A 281-nucleotide genomic window follows, 5' to 3' on the forward strand; every position below is an offset into this window, starting at 1 on the left:
GCGCACCGCAAGGGCGGCGAGATCATCTTCGACGTGAAGTGCACGCGCCAGCTGGCGCCCTGGATCCGGCAGCACGGCGGCACGCCGACGATGTGGCGCACCGGGCATTCGCTGATCAAGGCCAAGCTGAAGGAGACGAAGGCGCCGTTCGCGGGCGAGATGAGTGGGCACCTCTTCTTCAACGACCGCTGGCCCGGCTTCGACGACGGGCTGTACGCCGGCACGCGCTTGCTGGAGATCCTGAGCCGCGGCGCGGACCCGTCGGCCGTGCTGAACGGCCT

1 pseudogene is annotated in these 281 nt (G+C 69.4%); it reads left to right on the plus strand.

The window, feature by feature from the left end:
- Nucleotides 1-281 (plus strand): annotated as a pseudogene (locus tag LZP69_RS16360) (phosphomannomutase/phosphoglucomutase); the annotation flags it as partial.

Source organism: Shewanella sp. AS1 (assembly GCF_021412565.1).
Lineage (GTDB): Bacteria > Pseudomonadota > Gammaproteobacteria > Enterobacterales > Shewanellaceae > Shewanella.